This is a genomic window from Saccharopolyspora sp. NPDC000995 (assembly GCF_053599315.1).
Window position 1 is genome coordinate 1 of sequence record NZ_JBSFLZ010000146.1, and the last position, 16,297, is coordinate 16,297.

Annotated in this window: 14 protein-coding genes; 7 read left to right on the plus strand and 7 right to left on the minus strand. The window is 69.5% G+C overall.

The window, feature by feature from the left end:
* Nucleotides 1-135: 135 nt before the first annotated feature.
* From ACWDKQ_RS31160 to ACWDKQ_RS31175, 4 genes are all read right to left on the minus strand, one after another.
* Nucleotides 136-2,487: a DUF2961 domain-containing protein gene (locus ACWDKQ_RS31160; RefSeq protein WP_450142343.1), complete on the minus strand. Its 2,352-nt coding sequence runs from the start codon at nucleotides 2,485-2,487 to the stop codon at nucleotides 136-138.
* A gap of 417 nt (nucleotides 2,488-2,904) precedes the next feature.
* The gene (locus ACWDKQ_RS31165) at nucleotides 2,905-3,909 is read right to left on the minus strand and encodes a substrate-binding domain-containing protein (RefSeq protein WP_450142344.1); all 1,005 of its coding nucleotides are present in this window, start codon (nucleotides 3,907-3,909) and stop codon (nucleotides 2,905-2,907) included.
* A gap of 24 nt (nucleotides 3,910-3,933) precedes the next feature.
* Nucleotides 3,934-4,932 (minus strand): ABC transporter permease, encoded by a 999-nt coding sequence (locus ACWDKQ_RS31170; RefSeq protein ID WP_450142351.1) that lies wholly within the window; start codon nucleotides 4,930-4,932, stop codon nucleotides 3,934-3,936.
* 41 nt (nucleotides 4,933-4,973) lie between these two features.
* Nucleotides 4,974-6,566, minus strand: coding sequence for a sugar ABC transporter ATP-binding protein (locus ACWDKQ_RS31175; protein WP_450142345.1), 1,593 nt, complete (start codon nucleotides 6,564-6,566; stop codon nucleotides 4,974-4,976).
* A gap of 240 nt (nucleotides 6,567-6,806) precedes the next feature.
* On the opposite strand from ACWDKQ_RS31175, the gene ACWDKQ_RS31180 reads away from it, so the two are divergent.
* Nucleotides 6,807-7,715 (plus strand): DUF6542 domain-containing protein, encoded by a 909-nt coding sequence (locus tag ACWDKQ_RS31180; RefSeq protein WP_450142346.1) that lies wholly within the window; start codon nucleotides 6,807-6,809, stop codon nucleotides 7,713-7,715.
* Between the two features lie 155 nt (nucleotides 7,716-7,870).
* Here the strand turns inward: ACWDKQ_RS31180 and ACWDKQ_RS31185 are convergent, their stop codons facing one another.
* On the minus strand, nucleotides 7,871-8,890 hold the full coding sequence (locus tag ACWDKQ_RS31185) for a 4-hydroxy-3-methylbut-2-enyl diphosphate reductase (RefSeq protein WP_450142352.1): 1,020 nt from the start codon (nucleotides 8,888-8,890) through the stop codon (nucleotides 7,871-7,873).
* A 180-nt stretch (nucleotides 8,891-9,070) separates the two neighbouring features.
* Between ACWDKQ_RS31185 and ACWDKQ_RS31190 the strand changes: the two genes are divergently transcribed.
* The 4 genes from ACWDKQ_RS31190 (at nucleotide 9,071) to ACWDKQ_RS31205 (ending at nucleotide 11,545) form a co-directional block, all read left to right on the plus strand.
* Complete coding sequence (locus ACWDKQ_RS31190) at nucleotides 9,071-9,517, plus strand: lipid droplet-associated protein (protein ID WP_450142347.1); 447 nt, start codon at nucleotides 9,071-9,073, stop codon at nucleotides 9,515-9,517.
* A 117-nt stretch (nucleotides 9,518-9,634) separates the two neighbouring features.
* Nucleotides 9,635-10,861, plus strand: coding sequence for an exodeoxyribonuclease VII large subunit (xseA, locus tag ACWDKQ_RS31195; protein ID WP_450142353.1), 1,227 nt, complete (start codon nucleotides 9,635-9,637; stop codon nucleotides 10,859-10,861).
* The gene (locus ACWDKQ_RS31200) at nucleotides 10,824-11,294 is read left to right on the plus strand and encodes a hypothetical protein (protein WP_450142354.1); all 471 of its coding nucleotides are present in this window, start codon (nucleotides 10,824-10,826) and stop codon (nucleotides 11,292-11,294) included. The genes xseA and ACWDKQ_RS31200 overlap by 38 nt, the downstream gene beginning before the upstream one ends.
* A 35-nt stretch (nucleotides 11,295-11,329) precedes the next feature.
* Nucleotides 11,330-11,545, plus strand: a complete 216-nt coding sequence (locus tag ACWDKQ_RS31205) for an exodeoxyribonuclease VII small subunit (RefSeq protein ID WP_450142355.1) — start codon at nucleotides 11,330-11,332, stop codon at nucleotides 11,543-11,545.
* A 272-nt stretch (nucleotides 11,546-11,817) separates the two neighbouring features.
* Here ACWDKQ_RS31205 and ACWDKQ_RS31210 read toward each other — a convergent pair whose 3' ends face one another.
* The gene (locus ACWDKQ_RS31210) at nucleotides 11,818-12,411 is read right to left on the minus strand and encodes a DUF4245 domain-containing protein (RefSeq protein WP_450142348.1); all 594 of its coding nucleotides are present in this window, start codon (nucleotides 12,409-12,411) and stop codon (nucleotides 11,818-11,820) included.
* A gap of 180 nt (nucleotides 12,412-12,591) precedes the next feature.
* On the opposite strand from ACWDKQ_RS31210, the gene glpX reads away from it, so the two are divergent.
* The gene (gene glpX, locus ACWDKQ_RS31215) at nucleotides 12,592-13,626 is read left to right on the plus strand and encodes a class II fructose-bisphosphatase (RefSeq protein WP_450142349.1); all 1,035 of its coding nucleotides are present in this window, start codon (nucleotides 12,592-12,594) and stop codon (nucleotides 13,624-13,626) included.
* 653 nt (nucleotides 13,627-14,279) lie between these two features.
* Here the strand turns inward: glpX and ACWDKQ_RS31220 are convergent.
* Complete coding sequence (locus ACWDKQ_RS31220; protein ID WP_450142350.1) at nucleotides 14,280-15,260, minus strand: NAD(P)/FAD-dependent oxidoreductase; 981 nt, start codon at nucleotides 15,258-15,260, stop codon at nucleotides 14,280-14,282.
* A 192-nt stretch (nucleotides 15,261-15,452) separates the two neighbouring features.
* Here ACWDKQ_RS31220 and ACWDKQ_RS31225 point away from each other — a divergent pair, with 192 nt between their 5' ends.
* Entirely contained in the window at nucleotides 15,453-16,214 is a 762-nt protein-coding gene (locus ACWDKQ_RS31225; RefSeq protein WP_450142356.1) for a S1 family peptidase, read from the plus strand.
* Nucleotides 16,215-16,297 lie beyond the last annotated feature (83 nt).

The following is a 16,297-nucleotide window of genomic DNA, read 5'->3' on the forward strand; positions in this document are numbered from 1 at the left end:
GCCCCCGCAAAATCGGACCCATCGTCAAAGCCGCACTCGTACTCACCCAATTCGAACACGGCCGACTCGCATAACCCCCTACTGAGATCACCTCACTGGACGGCGCGAACGGGCCGTTCGCTCAGGTGGTCGGGATCAGTCGTTGCGCTGGTGCTGGCGGATGACGCCGTCCACCACCTGCTGGATGTCCGGCGGCTGCTCGCCGTCGTCCTGCCCGGTGGTGTCCGGGGTGCCCGCCTCCGACGTGCCGGACTCCGGCGGGGCGGTCGAGGTCGGCGGGGCGCTGGGTCGGGTTTCCGGCGCCGACGGCGAGGAACTGGGCTGGGTTTCCGGTGGCTGCGTCGGCAGCGGCGGAGCCGTGGGAAGCGGACGTCCCTGGACGCGCCCGCCGTACCAGTACGTCGTCGAGCTGTAGATGCCCGGCTCGTCGTTGACCGGCCCGTGTTCGATCCCCGCGCGCAGGCCGGTGCGAAACGGCAACGCGTCGTTGACCATGATCCGGTAGGCGCCGGTGCAGTCGTACCGGCAACCGTCGTTGCCAATCTCGTGCGACGGGTTGCCGTTCTGCGGCATCGAGAATGTGGTGCCGTCCCGGAAGTACCACCCGGACTCGTAGAAGTCCTCGGTGCCGGTGCCGTGCCACGCCGGTTCCGCCGACCCGTCGACGTAGAACCGCTCGTCGCCCTCCAGGTAGTTGCGCAGGTTGACCGCAAGGGTCTGCAGGGAATGCGGCTGGTTGTTGCGCTGCGCCGCGCCCGGTGGGATCAGGCCGCGCATGGTGTGAGTGACGCCGTAGAGGGTGCCCGCGCCCTGGGCGTCCAAGAACGTCCAGTCCTGGCCCGGCACGGTTTGCGCCTGCCGGTGGGTGGCGTGGAAGTACCCGGTGTTGCCGTCCACCTGCGCCGGCGCGCTGGTCACCTCGGCGGTCGCGCCGGTGATCGGCACCCCGCCGCCGTTGACCACCTCGACCATGGCGTTCTTCGAGAACGGCATAGGCCACCAGGACGTGTACCAGCCGTCGAGCCCGGGGTCGACCGAGCTCATAAGGGTGCGCACGTCGTACTCGCCGAGGCCGGTGCCGAAGAACTCGCCGATCGGTGCGTCCACAGTGGTCTGTCCGTCGAAGCTGATGCGGATCCGGGCGGTTGCCAGCAACTCGTCGGCGGCCGCGACCTGGCCGGGGTCGCTGGGGTAGTGGCCGGTGAGCTTGGACCGGGCGAAGACCTGGTTGTCGATGCGGTAGCCGTGCGCGCGCTGCTCGCCGGGGTGGGCCGGACCGAGATCGAGCACGTCCGTGCGCACCCACTCGCCGCCCACCCGGCTGTGCACGTCGTAGCGAAACTCGTTGACGTCCAGGGAGGACGACACGAAGCGGTTGGCGATCTCCACCTGCGATTTCCCGGCGGTCACCGCGGCCGGCACCTCGATGATCTCCACGCCCCACTGGCCGGGGCGGGCCGGTCCGCTGCGCCACTGGCCGACCGGCCGGCCGTCCACGAAGACGTCGGCGACCTGGTCGGCGATCTGCGCGTCGTGCCGCCGGATCAGCCGGATGCCCTGGTTGTTCGGGTCGACCCGCATGGTGAACCGGCTGCCGCCGGCCTGTCCGTAGGCGTAGCCGTCGTCGACCACCTGCGGGCTGGCCGCCACCTGGGGAAGCCGCACCCGGAGCTGGGAGATCTGCTGCGGCCCGGCGAGCTCGGCGATCGTGGTCGAGGCGCCGGGTGCGAGGTCGAAGTCCCGGCGGGTCGGGGTGGCACCGGCGGCGGCGGGCTTCGGATCGGCGACGCCGAAACGGTGCAGCCGGTCGAGCACGTCGGTGGCGGGGTCGTTGCGCTTGAAGGTCTGCACGCCGTCCGCGTTGGGGAAGACGCGGTAGTCGACGTGGTAGAAGTACGGGTTGTGCTGCACCGTCACCCGCATCCCCTTGCGGTAGGGCATCGGCACCTTGATGGAAACCCCGCCGGCCGCATCGTCGGCGTTGGCCACCAGCGGCCATGAGAACGGTGCGCCGATCCGCCCGCTGACCACGTCGATCAGCGGCGCGTCCAGCACCACCCGGCCGTCGAGTTCGACCACGATGTTGCCGGTCGCGGTCACATCGCCCCAGGGTTCGCGGGTGGACCAGATGGACGAGATCTCACCGGCGCCGTCGTGTTCGGCGATCACGCAACCGCGGTCGCTGATCCGGATGCACGAGTAGGTGCCATGGAACCCGTCGTTGTTCCCACCGGTCCGGTCGTAGCTGGAGAACTGGTACGACTGCTCGTCCCCGCGCAGTTGCGCCATCGCGCCGAGGTTGCGGTAGATGTCCCACCCGACCGGTCCCCTGGATGCCGTCGGCGGCTGCGCGTTCGCGCGAACGGAGCTGAAACCGACGTCCGCGACGACGGCGGCCGCCGCCAGCGAAGCGATTCCGAGGTAGGCACAGAGCCGGCGGGCGCGCCGACGACCATTTCCCGGCGGCGTTGCAGAGCGGTCTCTCATCGTGCTCGCCCCTCTCCGCACACCACTGTCCTTTGTGGACTGTGATGGCGCTATATCCGATGGTGATGCGCGATTGGATGGATTTTCGTCCGGCTCCGGGTGAAAGATCACTCGCGCAATGAGCGGAGCGTAAGAAAGACCTCCCCGGGAAGCCATCCAATAGGTGCGGTGTCGGAGAATCCGCGACGCGAATTCACTCAATAAGATGGTTGCCGGGCCAACGGGCCCCGACAACCACCATCCAGGTGTATTGGGACTTTTCGCGCCAAACGAAGCGACAGCAACAGAAATGGCCCGGGAACCGCAACTATCCACAATAGATGCGAAAACTCATCATTATTTTCCTGCATGGGACAGCGAGTGGTCGTGGCCCCTCGAAGCGACCACGACCACTCGCTAAGTGCCGGCGAATTCGGTTCAGCCCTGGTTCAACCGGGCGTAGACCTCCGCGGCGTTGTCCTTGGTGACCAGCTCGGTCTCCAGGGTCTGCGTCTTGGGCACCGGCTGGCAGTCGATCAGCATCTTCTTGGCCGCCTCGACCGCTTCCGCACCGCCGGTCGGGTAGAGGTTGGTGGCCTGCAACCGGCCGTCCTCGACCGCCTTGATACCGCCGGACGGAATAGGCAGCCCGTCGATGCCGACGAACTTCAGGTCGTTGCGGCCCGCCGCCTGGGCGGCCAGGTAAGCGCCCTCGGCCATCGGGTCGTTCTGCGCGTAGACCGCCTTGATGTCGGGGTTAGCCTTAAGCAGCGCGTCCATCTTCTGCTGGCCGACCGACCGCTCCCACTCGCCGTCGGCGGTGGCCGCGATCTCGATCTTCGAACCCTGGATCCCTTCCTTGAAGCCCTGTTCCCGCTCCGCGGCCGGGGTCGAGCCGGACAGGCCCTTGATCTGCACGATCTTTCCGCCATCCGGCAGCAGCGTGCTCTTGAAGTACTCGCCAGCCTGCCGACCGATCTGGACGTTGTCCGCGCCGACGTAGGTGGTGAAGGCCTCCCCGTCGACCTTCCGGTCCAGTACCACGACCGGGACTCCCTTGTTGTAAGCCTTCTTGACCACGTCGGTCAGTGGCGCCGCTTCGTTCGGCGAGATCATCAGCAGGTCGACCTGTTTGGTCAGGAAGTTCTCCACGTCGCTGATCTGCTTGGAATTGTCCTTGGCCGCGTCGGAGAACTGGACGTCGAACTGCGGCACCTTCGCCGCGGCCTTGCGGATGTCGTCGTCCATCCGGACCCGGTACGGCTCGGCGAGGTTGGCCTGGCTCATGCCGATGGTGTACTTCTCGTTCGGGCCCTTGCAGTTCTTGGTCGGGTCCTGGTTCTGCACCTGCCCGGTGTTCTCGCTGGTCGTACCGCAACCGGCGGCGGCGAAGGCGGCCGCGGCGCACGTGAGGGCGATCAAGGACTTCGTCGTCTTGCGCATCGTGCTTCCTCCTGACTGAAGGTTTCAGGACGTGGGACGCAGGCGCTGCAACGCCGCCGCGGCGACGATGACCAGGCCCTTGATCAGGAGTTGCAGGTCGGTGTTGACGCTGTTCAGGCTGAGGACGTTGTTGAGGATGCCGAGCAGCAGGGCGCCTGCGATGGTGCCGATCACCGAGCCCCGGCCCCCGGCCAGGCTGGTGCCGCCGACCACCACTGCGGCGATTCCGTCGAGCTCGTAGGAGATTCCGTCGTTCGGGCTCCCCGCGTTCAGCTGACCGGCGTGCACGATGCCCGCCAGCGCGGCGCAGAACCCGGCGATGCCGAAGGCGATGATCTTGACCCGGTTCACCGGCACGCCGGACAACCGCGCGGCCTTCTCGTTGCCTCCGATGGCGTAGAGGTGCCGGGAATAGGCGCTGGCGCGCAGGAACAGGATCGCGACGATCGCGACCACGGCGAAGATCAGCGCCGGAATCGGCACCACACCACCGAAAGTCCGCTCCCCGAGCAGGGAGAACAGCATCGGCGCCCGGCCGGGCCCGTGGCCGTAGGAGATCTGCACCGTCTCACCGCCGGACCACATGCGCGCCAGGCCGCGCGCGATCTGCAAGCCCGCCAAGGTGACGATGAAGGCCTGCACGCCGAGCAGCGCGACGGCGGTGCCCTGCAGCAGGCCGAAAACGATGCCCGCGAGCAGCACCAGCGCGACCGTGGTCCACACGCCGAAGCCGTCCTCGACCATCAGCACGGCCGACCCCACGGCGGCCAACCCGAGCACCGAGCCGACCGACAGGTCGATGCCGCCGATCAGGATCACGAAGGTCAGACCGACCGCGATGATCCCGATCTCCGACACCGCGCGCACGATGTTGAACAGGTTGTCGCTGGTGAGGAACAGGATCTGGCCGTCGTTGCGGGGCGAGAAGATCACCGCCGCCAAGAACACCGCGACCAGCCCGAAGAAGCTCTGGAGCCGGAACAGCGTCTCCACCACGTTCGCCCGCTTCGCCGAAGCCGCCACTGCCCCACCGGATTCCGCGGGCCGTTGCTCCGTCTGGTTGCTCACCGCGCACCTCCCCCAGTGCTCCGCCGCCCGGTACCTACCACTGGCCCGGACCCGCCGGCCGACACGCTCTCGCCCATGGCTGCCGCCAGCAATTCCGCTTCACCGACCTCGGTGGTGTCGAACTCGGCCACGCTGCGCCCGGCGCGCAGCACCACCACGCGGTGGCACACGCCGACCAGCTCTGGCAGTTCCGAGGACGCCAGCAGCACCCCGATGCCGCGCCCGGCGATCTCGCCGAGCAGCTGGTAGATCTCGGACTTCGCGCCGATGTCCACGCCCCGGGTGGGATCGTCCAGCAGCAGCAAACGCGGCTCCGTCAACAACATCCGGCCGAAGACGACCTTCTGCTGGTTGCCCCCGGAGAGGGTGCCCACCGGGTCGAGGATCCGGCCGAGCTTGACCTTGAGCTGCTGCACGCTGCGCTCGGTGGCGGACACCTCGGCGCGGCGGCGGACCAGCCCGGCCACGCCGAGCCGGCCCAGCACCGAGAGGACCGTGTTGGCCAGCACCGAATGGTCGAGGACCAGCCCCGAACTCCTGCGGTCCTCCGGCACGAAGGCGATGCCCGCTCGCAGCGCCCGGTGCGGACCCCTCGGCCGCACCGGATGCCCGCCCAGCGACACCTCCCCCTCCCACGTGCCGGAGGCCCCCGCCCCGAACAGCGATTCCAGCAGTTCGGTGCGGCCTGAGCCGAGCAACCCGCACAGCCCGACGATCTCCCCGCTGCGCACGGTCAGATCGATCCCGTCGGGTTCCCGGCGACCCACCCGCGGGCGGCGCGGGCGGACGGCGAAGCCGGACACGGCCAGCAGTTCGTCGCCGACGGCGCCGCGCTCGGCCCGGAACATCGTCTGCACCGACCGGCCCACCATCGCCTCCGCGGCCTGCTCCGCGGTCAGCTTCCGGGCGTCGAACTCGGCGACCTTGCGGCCGTTGCGCAGCACGGTGGCGCGGTCGGCCACCTGGCCGATCTCGTCCATCCGGTGCGAGATGTAGACGATCCCGGTGCCACCGCGCCGCAACTCGGTGATCACCGCGAACAACCGCTCCACCTCGGTACTTGACAGCGCCGACGTCGGCTCGTCCATGATCAGCACCTTCGCGTCCAGCGACAAGGCGCGGGCGATCGTCACCAGTTGCTGCTCGCCGATGCGCAGCTCGCCGACCGGCCGCAGTGGATCCAGGTCGATTCCGGTGCGCCGCAGCAGTTCTCGGGTGCGCGAAGCCATCTTCCGGCGGTCCACCAAGCCGAACCGGTTGCGCAGCTCGCGGCCGAGGTAGAGGTTCTCTGCGACGCTCAGCCCGGGCACGAGGTCCAGTTCCTGGTGGATCATCGCGATCCCGGCGTGCTGCGCGTCGGCCGGCTTGCCGAACTGCATCGGGCGACCCTCGATCGAGATCAACCCGGAGTGATCGGCGACGTCCCCGGAGAGCACCTTCATCAGCGTGCTCTTGCCCGCGCCGTTCTCCCCCAGCAACGCGTGAACCTCACCGGCGCGGATCGTGAGGTCCACTCCGTCGCACGCCAACACACCCCCGTAACGCTTCGTGACACCGGTCATCTCGACCAGCGGTGGCGCCGTGCTCATAGGACCCCCGTCACGCCGCTTCGAGAATCGTGAGAAAACGATTGCCCGGACGCTAAAATGGTCACGCCAGTTGTGTCAAGGTTCGCACCCCTGGCCAAGTGACGGGGCATCCATTCGGCTGCACGAACATCACGCAGCGATCACGTTATCGAGCGGTAGCGGTAACCCAACGTGCAGTAAGCCGCAAGTTCCGGAAGACGGCTCTCGGCCCGGGGTACTGGACCGTTACCGTTGGGACTCGTGACCGCGATCCGCGATAGCCAGAGCGCCCCGCCCCCCAGCAACGGCGCCTCCCAGTGGTCGACGCGCTCCGCCTTCGGAGGCAACGGCGTCCCGCTCTGGGGAGCCGTGCTGCTGGCTGCCGTCCCGACCGCGATCGGAACAGTCGCAGACATCCTGATCTGGACGCAGCCCGACATCCTGTTCAAGGCCTGCTTCTTCGTCGGGTGCGTGCTGGCCGTGCTGCTGGTCAAACGTCGGAGCGTGTTCGGGCCGATGGTCCAACCGCCGCTCGTGCTCACGATCGTCATGCCGCTGCTGGTGCTGATCACCGGCAGCGGGGTGACCGCCGGTGCTGGGATCACCGCCAAGGCGCTCGCCATCGCCCGACCGCTGATCAGCAGCTTCCCGATCATGGCGGGCGCAACCATCGTCGCCCTGGGCATCGGCCTGGTCCGCATTTTCCTTACCCAGAAGACCTGGCCTCGCCCCGAGATCGCCGACGGCGACGAGGCCACCAAGAAACGCCGCCGCCCCACCCCGCCCCGCGAGACGCCAGCGGAAGACGCCGCCAAGAAGCGGCGACCGGAGGAACGGGGTCGGGAGCGCGGTAGAAAACCCCGCGCCGAACCCGCTGGACGCCCGCAGCGAGCCCAAGCGGAGCGCGGGAGGGCCCAAGCGGAACGCAAGCGGGCCCAAGCCCCCGGGAGGGCGCGCAGCGGCGACACGCCCAACAAGGCGAGGGGCGACGCGCCCGGCAGGGCGCGCGGAGCAGCCGAGCCGCGGCCGGAGCGAGACGGCCGCGCGGTGCCGCCGCGGCGGGGCTCAGCCCCGCGGCAGGCGCCCGGGCGGCCGCGAGCGGCGGAGCCGCCGCAGGGGGAGCCGCCCCGGCGACCCCGTCGGCCGCGACGGGACGAGCGGTTCGGGTAGGCGCAGCCGGGCGCGCGGCCCGTCAGGGCCGTGAGCGTTTTCAGGCGCCATCGCGCCCAAGCGCACTCGTGGCCGCTGAGCTGGGACGACCTCGGCCAGTTGGCATGGAAAAGGGGCATCCGCGCGGCGCGGATGCCCCTTTTTCCGTCAGTCGCTCAGCGGACGCCCTTGGGCTTGTCCGGGTTGTCGTCGAGGTCCTTGCGGAGCTCTCGCGGCAGCGCGAAGGAGATCTTCTCGTTGGCCGTGGTGACCTCGTCCACCTGGTTCCAGCCGCGCTCGGCGAGGTGGTCCAGCACTTGCAGCACAAGCACGTCCGGCACCGACGCGCCGCTGGTCACGCCTACGGTCGTGACGCCGTCCAGCCAGGCCTCGTCGATCTGTTTCGCGTAGTCCACGAGGTGCGCGTCGGACGCGCCCGCCTGCAGGGCGACCTCGACCAGACGCTTGGAGTTCGAGGAGTTCTGCGAGCCGACGACAATCACCAGATCGCACTCCGGGGCCATCGCCTTCACCGCGTACTGCCGGTTGGAGGTCGCGTAGCAGATGTCGTCGCTCGGCGGGGCCTGCAGATCCGGGAAGCGCTCCTTGAGCTGGTCCACCCGCTCCATCGTCTCGTCGACGCTGAGCGTGGTCTGCGACAGCCACACGACCTTGCTCGGGTCGCGGACCTCGATCTTCTCGACGTCCTCCGCCTTGTCGACCAGCTGCACGCGGTCCGGGGCCTCACCGGCGGTGCCCTCGACCTCCTCGTGGCCCTCGTGGCCGATCAGCAGGATGTCGTAGTCTTCGCGGGCGAACCGGTTGACCTCCTTGTGGACCTTGGTGACCAGCGGGCAGGTCGCGTCGATGGTGCGCAGGTTCCGCTGCGCTGCCTCCTCGTGCACCGTCGGCGACACGCCGTGCGCGGAGAACACCACGAGCGCGCCCTCCGGCACCTCGTCGGTCTCGTCCACGAAGATCACGCCGCGCTCGGACAGCGTGTCCACCACATGCCGGTTGTGCACGATCTCCTTGCGCACGTAGATCGGCGGACCGTAGGTCTCCAGGGCCTTCTCGACGGTGATGACCGCGCGGTCGACACCTGCGCAGTACCCACGCGGCTTGGCCAGCAGGACCCGTTTGGTCGGCCCGGCGTCCTGGTCAACGAGGTCAGTGGCCTCGGGCGAGGTCGTCATGCCCCCAAGGGTACGGACCTGGCCACGCACGCTCAGAACCTGTCGTCGGACTCACGCGCAGCGGTGCGACTGGCGGCCCCCTGCGGGAGTTGCAGACTCCGTCCGGATTCCGGCTGCTTCAGATCACAGTCGTGCGTCGGGCCGATGGCTTCGACGGCCGGAGTGCGGCAGGCTGGGGCCATGTCATCGTTCCCTCTGCCGGTGCGGGTCGCAGCCGGGCTCGCGGCCACCGCCGTCGAGCAGGCGCGCCAGCTCCCGACCACACTGCTCGGCCTGCCGGTCACCCTGGCCAGCCAAGCGTTGCAGGCGTCGATGCGGATCCAGCAGCAGATCACCGAGTTGGCGATCAAGGGCGACGAGGCCCTCGCCGGGCTGCGCACTCCGGAGGAGCAGCCCGCCTGGGCGATTTTCGACGAGGACGAGGCGACCGAGCCCGAGGTGCTGTCCGAGAACCTGACGGTGCTGTCGGACTACGATCACCTGACGCTGCCGCAGCTGCGGGGCAGGCTCCGCTCGTTCACCGAGGCGGAGCTGGCCGAACTGCTCGCCCACGAGCAGCAGCACGGTCGGCGCCCGGAGTTCCTCCGGATGCTGCGAAACCGCTTGGACCGCCTGCGCAACCAGTGAAGTGACCCCAGACGACATCCGTAGTTTCAATTGAAACTACGGCCCCGAGAACCTGGTGACCAGTTTCAATTGAAACTGCGGGCCGGCCCGGGGCCGTGAAGCACCGAGGAGTGACCGCTGAGTTCTCCGACCAGCCCCGAGGAGCCCTGGCCGGTACGGACCGTCGCACGCAAGATCGCCGACTGGATCAACCGGCTGGGCACGATCTGGGTGGAAGGGCAGATCACCCAGATCTCCCTGCGCCCCGGCGCGGCCACCGCGTTCCTGACGCTGCGCGACCCGTCCGCCGACGTGTCGCTGACGCTCACCTGCGCCGCCGCGATGCTGCGCAAGATGGAGCCGCCGCTGACCGACGGCAGCCGGGTCGTGGTGCACGGCAAGCCGACGTTCTTCGTCGGCCGGGGCACGCTGAGCCTGCGGGTCGACGAGATCCGCGCGGTCGGCATCGGCGAGTTGCTGGCGCGCATCGAACGGCTCCGCCAGCTGCTGAAGGCCGAGGGCCTGTTCGACCCGGCGCGCAAGCGGCCGCTGCCATTCCTGCCGAACCGGGTCGGGCTGATCACCGGCCGCGCCTCGGCCGCCGAGCACGACGTGCTGACCAACGCGCAGCTTCGCTGGCCCGCGGTGCAGTTCGAGGTCCGCAACGTCGCCGTGCAGGGTTCGACGGCGGTGCCGCAGATCCTGACGGCCCTGCAGGAACTGGATCGGATGTCCGAGGTCGACGTGATCGTGCTGGCGCGCGGCGGCGGCAGCGTCGAGGACCTGCTGCCGTTCTCCGACGAGGCGTTGTGCCGCGCGGTCTCCGCCTGCCGGACGCCGGTGGTCAGCGCCATCGGGCACGAGCCGGACTCACCGCTGGTCGACCACGTCGCCGACGTGCGCTGCTCGACCCCGACAGGTGCTGGCAAGCGGGTAGTTCCCGATGTGGCGGAGGAGACGCAGCGGATCCACCAGCTGCGCGACCGCGCCCGCCGCGCGCTGCACGGCTGGGTCGACCGCGAGCGCCGGCTGCTCGACGCGCTGCGCAGCCGGCCCGTGCTGGCCGACCCGTTCGGGCCGCTGGAACGGCGCGCCGAGCAGGTCGGACAACTGCTCGACCGGGCCCGCCGCGCGGTGACCACCGCGTTGAACACCGAACGACACGCGTTGACCGCCACTCGATCTCGCTTGACGACCTTGGGCCCGGCGGCCACTCTGGCTCGTGGATACGCGATCGTGCAACGAGTCGAGGATGGCGTGGACGGCGTCCTCCGGTCGGTCGATGAGGCCCCGCCGGGAACTCGCTTGCGGGTGCGGGTCGTTGACGGTGCGATCCAGGCAGTCGTACCGGACCGAGCAGGTTGAACAGGACAAGAACGTGCACCCGAAGCAGGAACCATCGTTCCTCCCCCTGACCGTTGGCGTCGCGCAGTCGGCGGCCACCGGTTCAGCGCTGCTGCGGGAACGGGTCGGCGAGGTGCGCCGCTGCGCCGAGGCGGCCAATTCCGCTGCGGCCGGATGCTGGGCCGCGCTGCTGGGCGGATGCCAATCCGCCGAGCGCAAGGACCTGCCATCCCGGCTGCGGGCGCTCGTCGAGGCCACTTCCGGATACGTGGGGGCCGGGTGGTGGGCGGGCTCCCCCCATCGACGTAGGGTCGCGGAGGCGCAGTTGCGCATCAACTATGCGGTGCGCGAAGGCGACGGTGCCGAGTTCGCCGAGGCGTTCGTCGGCTACGACCAGGCGATCGCCACCGCGATGGTGTCCGTGCAGAGCAATGTGGAGAGTCCGACCCCGTGACCGCGAACGAGCAGCAGGCCGAGCACTTCGACCCGGTGGCAGAGCACCCCGAGGTCGCCGAACTCGGCTACGAGCAGGCCCGCGACCAGCTGGCCGAGGTGGTCAAGCAGTTGGAGGCCGGCGGGCTTTCCCTGGAGGACTCGCTGGCGCTGTGGGAGCGCGGCGAGGCCCTGGCAGCGGTTTGCCAGCGGCACCTCGCGGGCGCCCGCGAACGCGTCGAGCGCGCCCTCGCCGCCGTCGAGCAGGACTGACTCGCCGGCTGCACCCGCGCCCTCCCGGTGCGCAGCTTCAATTGAAACTTCCGACCCTGGATGCACCACGGGGAAGAGGTTCAAGCCCAGCGGTACGGGGCTGCCGCAAGCGGCGTAGCCGCTTTGCCAACCCTGCAACTGGCACCGCCGCGGGTTCACAGCGCTTTCTCCCGAGGACAGCCCGGACGCGACGTGGTCCCTCCCACAGCCGGGAAGTGCTGAGGTTCCGCTACGCAAGAAGAAGCTGGAAACGCTCTTTGGAGCTGCGACCGTCAGGTGCCGGGTGGGGCGGCGATGGCGGCTTCGGCGAGGGTTCGGAATTCGGCCTCATCGGAGTTGCCGGTGATCAGCAGCCGGACTCCGTCGCGCTCCGCCACCCAGGCCTGCTCGCCGCGCACGCTGTCGTAGACCACCCACTGCCGGCCCGCGGCGTCGACGGCGTCCCGGGCATGCGGCGCCTGCCGCGTCTCGCTCTCGACCAGCTCATCCTCTGCTGCCGTCGACTGCGCCAACCGCAGGTACCGTCCCCCGCCGGTCAACCACCCCGCGCGCACGACCTGCGCGTGGGAGGCGAGCGTGGTCACGTTCGCCGCGTTGGCCCGCCAGTTCGCCGGCAGGTTCGGCTCGATGACCGGGAAGTCCACCCTCGCCGCCGCGCGCTTCAGCTCGGCCGGAACGTCGACGGTCGGCACCGGGCCGCCCTGGATCGACGGACCACCGGGGTTGAACGAGCACTGCCCCGCCATCCCGGCGATCCCGAACGCCACCAGGACCATCGGCAGGAGGGCGAACACCATCGCCGACACGGTCCGGGGCGGACGGGACGTGGGGGGCTGCTGGTTGCGGGGTTCGGCCACGACGCACATGCTCTCACCGCCAGGCCAGCGGCCCGCCGGGCGGTGAAAGCAGGAGTGGGCTGCCCCACGGGAGAGCTCCGGCAGACCCACCGATCTGCGAAGATCGGGGGCAACGAGCCTGAGCGCGGGCCTGGATCCCGCCGGTCTCGGGCAGTGCAACCTGAACAACGCTCACCACCGGGAGGCGCGATGAGCACCGAACGACACCGCGAAGCACCGGACCGCAACCTGGCGATGGAACTGGTCCGCGTGACCGAGGCCGCCGCAATGGCCGCTGGACGCTGGGTCGGCCGCGGCGACAAGAACGCCGGCGACCAAGCCGCGGTGGATGCGATGCGCAAGCTCATTGGGACTGTGTCGATGCGGGGCGTCGTGGTCATCGGCGAGGGAGAGAAGGACGAGGCCCCGATGCTCTACAACGGGGAGCAGGTCGGCAACGGCGCAGGCCCGGAATGCGACGTCGCGGTCGACCCGATCGACGGGACCACGCTGCTCAGCAAGGGCATGCCGAACGCGCTGGCGGTGCTGGCGGTGTCCGAACGCGGCACCATGTTCGACCCGTCCGCGGTGTTCTACATGGAGAAGATGGCCGTCGGCCCGGAGGCCGCCGGGGTTGTGGATCTCAGCGCCCCGATCGCGGAGAACATCCGCCGGGTCGCCAAGGCCAAGCACATCGACGTCTCTGATGTCACGGTGTGCATCCTGGAGCGTCCGCGGCACGAGCAGATCGTCAAGGACGTCCGCGCGGCGGGCGCGCGCATCCAGTTCATCTCCGACGGCGACGTCGCCGGGGCGATCGCGGCGGCGCGGCCGGACAGCGGCGTCGACATGCTGCTGGGCATCGGCGGCACCCCGGAGGGCATCATCTCTGCGTGCGCGTTGAAGTGCCTCGACGGCGAGATCCAGGCGCGGCTGTGGCCGCGCGACGACGCCGAGCGGGCGAAGCTGCGCGACGCCGGGCACGACGCGAACCAGGTGCTGACCACGTCGGACCTGGTGCGCGGCGACAACATGTTCTTCTGCGCCACCGGGATCACCGACGGCGCGCTGCTCAAGGGCGTGCACTACCGGGCAAACCGGTGCACCACGCAGTCGATCGTGATGCGCTCGAAGTCTGGCACGGTCCGGGTGATCGAGGCGCAGCACAAGCTGTCGAAGCTGCGTGAATACGCCGACGTGGACTTCGGCGAGAACGACACCGCGCCGCACGGCCTGCTGCCCTGACCGGAGCGGTTCGGCCAGGACATCGTAAAATACTCGCCCATTGATCCGTTCGATGCCGTTTTCCGAGCGGTGACCTGCTGATTCGTAGCGGGTCACCGCTTTCGGCCTTCCCGATCTACTTCCTTCGTGGGTACGAGATCGCCGCTGATCCGGGCACCGCGGGGCACCGCGACCCAGGTCACCGGCTGGGCCAGGCCTGCGCCGAGCCCGGCTGCGGCCCGGCTTCGCAGACGCGGCAGGAGCCGGACACCCAGATCGTTGACGCGGCATCGACGGCCAGGGCGAAATCTGCACGGACAACCCCAATGGCAACTCGGGTGCCTGCTACGGCGACGCGGGAGGCCCGCGGCTCAAGGCCAGCCCGGCAGCTGGTAAGTGATCGGCGCGACCAGCCGTTCCGGCAACGGCGACTCGACCTGCGCCACCGGCCCGCCGATCTGCACCGACGTCGTCGCCTACGCGAACTGGGGCAACCAGAACACCAGCGGCTGAACCCGTCGGGGTGACCGGGGGGCGTCCTCCGAGAGCACTGCCAGTCACCGAGGACGCCTCCGCGGAAGCCGGTTCTGGGCGGTTCCAGGGCGGTTCCGCCGACCAAACCACCCGACCCGGCGACCAGTTTTCGCTGAAATCGCGCCGTGCCCGGCTGTTCGTCAGCTCATGTTCGAGGAGTGACCGGGGAACAGGTGTGCGTCCGGGTTGAGCGCCACGGCGATGTTGTTGACCGCCGTCGCCGCCTCGCCGAACCCGGTGGCGATCAGCTTGACCTTGCCCGGATAGGCCGCGACGTCCCCCGCCGCGTATACCCGCGGCCGACTGGTCCGCATCGTGCTGTCCACCAGGATCGCGCGCTTCTCCAGGTCCAGGCCCCACCGCTCGATCGGCCCCAGCTCGGCGGTGAACCCGAGCGCGGCCACCACAGTCTGCGCCGGCAGCACCCGCCGCTGCTCGCCGCCGAGCTCGATCTCCACCTCGCGTACCCCGGTCTCGTCGCCGCGGATCTCCACGACCTCGGCCGGGGTGATCAGCGCAACGCCCAGGTCTTCGACCTTGCTGACCAGTCCCGGGTGCGCGCGGAACCGGGTGCGGCGGTGCACCAGGGTCACGCTGCGGGCCACCGGGTGCAGCGCCAGCGCCCAGTCGAACGCGGAGTCGCCGCCGCCAACGACCACCACGTCGTGTCCACTGTGCACGGCCAGTTCCGGGATGAAGTGCACGACGCCGCGGCCGACCCAGTCGCCACCGGCGGGCAGCGGCCGCGGGGTGAACTCGCCGATCCCGGCGGTGACCAGCACCGCGCCGGCCCGGACCGCGCCGCCGCCGACCTCGACGAGCAGCCTGCCATCCACATCGGACAGTTCGGTGGCGGGCCTGCCGAGCAGGTAGGCGGGATCGTACTGACCGGCCTGCTTCACCAGCGCGGCAACCAGATCGCGGCCGCGGACCTCGGGGAACCCGGCGACGTCGAAGATCATCTTTTCCGGGTACATCGCGGTCACCTGGCCGCCGGGCTCGGGCAGCGCGTCGACCACCGCCACGGACATCCCGCGGAATCCCGCGTAGTAGGCGGCGAACAAACCGGTCGGACCCGCGCCCACGATCAGCAGATCGACCTCATGCGACACCGCGGTCATGCCCACCACCTCGCCGTCGACCGTGTGGACACTCCCAGGCTAGCGGGACAGGTCCGCGATGTCCGCATCATCGGCGCGCGCTGCGCCAGAACGCTGAATTCACCGCCGCAGTTGGCGGTACCCGTGCAATCACCGCCCACTTACGTTCACGGAAAAGGGGAACACTGGGAGGACTTCGTGAAGAGGACATCCATGCTGCTCGGGTCCGTCGCGGCCGCAGCGCTGAGCATGGGGATGCTGCCCGCGACCGCGAACGCGGTCGACAACCCGGGCGCGCTGATCGTAGGCGGGCACGAGGCCACCGAGCATTACGACTGGATGGCATCGCTGCAGCGTTCCGGGAACCACAGCTGCGGGGCTTCCCTGATCGACCAGCAGTGGGTGCTCACCGCCGCGCACTGCGTCCAGGACGCCGCGCCGGCCGACCTCAGCCTGCGGATCGGCAGTCCGGACCACACCACCGGCGGCACCGAGGCCGGTGTGTCCAAGATCGTGGTGCACCCGGACTACGCCACCAAGAGCCCCAACGGCGACATCGCGCTGCTGAAGCTGGACCACGCGGTGCCAAAGACGCCCGTCGAGATCGCCGACGCCTCCGGGGAGGCCGGCACACCGTCGCGGATCATCGGCTGGGGCGTGACCTGCCAGGTCCGCGGCTGCGGTGAACCGCCCGCGCAGCTGCAGGAGCTGGAGACCAAGGTGGACCCCGACGGCCAGTGCTCGCTGAGCGCGATCGACGGCGCGACCGAGATCTGCACCGGGAGCGACGAGCTAATGGCCAACGCGTGCTTCGGTGACTCGGGCGGCCCGCAGCTGGAGGGCCAGCCGGGCGACTGGAAGCTGACCGGCGTCACCAGCCGCCTCGGCAGCTTGATCCCGGTCTGCGGCACCGCCCCGTCGATCTACACCGACGCAACGGCCTACAAGGACTGGATCAACGCCACTATCGGCTGATCTTTTCCGCGCGAGGGGTGCCCTTTGCCAAGTAGTTTGGCGGCTGGCGATCAGGCGGGGCAGTTGGTGCGCGGTGTCGGTGC